Source organism: Paenibacillus sp. 7541 (assembly GCF_002276395.1).
Taxonomy (GTDB): domain Bacteria; phylum Bacillota; class Bacilli; order Paenibacillales; family Paenibacillaceae; genus Paenibacillus_AQ; species Paenibacillus_AQ campinasensis.
This window is the reverse complement of sequence record NZ_NQLZ01000019.1, coordinates 1-1,217: the sequence shown is the minus strand read 5'-3', so window position 1 is coordinate 1,217 and position 1,217 is coordinate 1. Positions and strand designations below refer to the sequence as shown.

The window sequence follows — 1,217 nt, the reverse complement described above, 5'->3', positions numbered from 1 at the left end:
AGGAGGCTGTCTCAAAAGGGGGGTTAAAGAACGTACGAATCAGTAATCCCTGCTTTAGACATTGAAAAACGGCCGGTCAGGAGTCTATTCCTGACCGGCCGTTTTCAATTTTTTGACTCAATGTCGCTCGCTTGAGCAGATTGTGGGCAAGCGAAAGCCACCCTACCTCCGTGCTCACTTTCGGCAAGCCTCGAAGCAGGAATCGCCGGAATCCTCGGTTGTTTTTCATTTGTCCGAACACACTCTCAACCTCAATCATGCGCCGGATGGATAACTCTCGTCCTTCCTCGCTCCGAAGCTTCTTTCTTGCTTCTGCCTTGTAGCGAAGAAAGGTCATGCTCACCTCGATCTCTCGGTTCCTGTTCGTTTTACTGCATCTTTCTCTGAATGGACAGCCCTCACAGTCAGCACTCCGATAATGGCGTACCTGTTGCTCATATCCGCTTTCGTTCTTTTTCTTGCGCTCTCGCAGGAAGTGGAGCGTGCGGCCATTCGGACACAACCAAGTATCGGACTCCTGCTGGTAAGTCCAGTTGTCGATCTTGCTGATGTCTTGCTTCCACTTCTTCGAATTTCCTTTATGAAAGGTGTTATATTTGACAAGCGCCTCGCAATCTTCCTGCTCCAAGCGCGCGTAATTTTCTTCGCTGCCGTAACCAGCGTCCGCAATGATGGTCTTCGGCAACTTACCCAACATTTCTTTTACTTTCTCTAGATGGGGAATGAGGCAGCGCGTGTCCGTCGGTCGTTGGTGCAAGGAGTAGCCGACGATAAATTGGTTTTCCGTACCGATCTGAACATTGTATCCTGGCTTAAGTTGGCCGTTTCGCATATGGTCTTCTTTCATTCGCATGAAGGTTGCATCCGGGTCAGTCTTACTGTAGCTGTTACGGTCGCCCAGCAGTTTCCGTTGAAGCTCATACTTATGCTTGCGGGGAAGTAGATCCTTGCGCAGAAGGCGGACGGCTTTCTTCACTGGTTTGTTTTTCGGTTCATGTTGTAGCTTTTGCTCCAATTTCGCAACGGCCTTCTCCAGCTTAGCGCTGGTCAGTTCGTTGGACTCGCCCAGTTCAGCCAGATCCTCGCCCGCATGAGCCGCTTCTTCCAGCAGTTCCTGCTCCTCAATCTCGGTGAAGAGCGATTTTACTTTCTCCTCAAGTTTCGCCTGTTGCTTGACAACGGATTTCCCCCAGACAAACGTATAGCGGTTGGCATTC

1 protein-coding gene is annotated in these 1,217 nt (G+C 50.4%); it reads right to left on the bottom strand.

Going from position 1 to position 1,217, the window contains the following annotated elements; all coding sequences use genetic code 11:
• Window positions 1-76: 76 nt before the first annotated feature.
• On the bottom strand, window positions 77-1,217 hold a 1,141-nt coding region (locus CHH75_RS12675; protein ID WP_095398344.1), incomplete at its 5' end, for an IS1182 family transposase.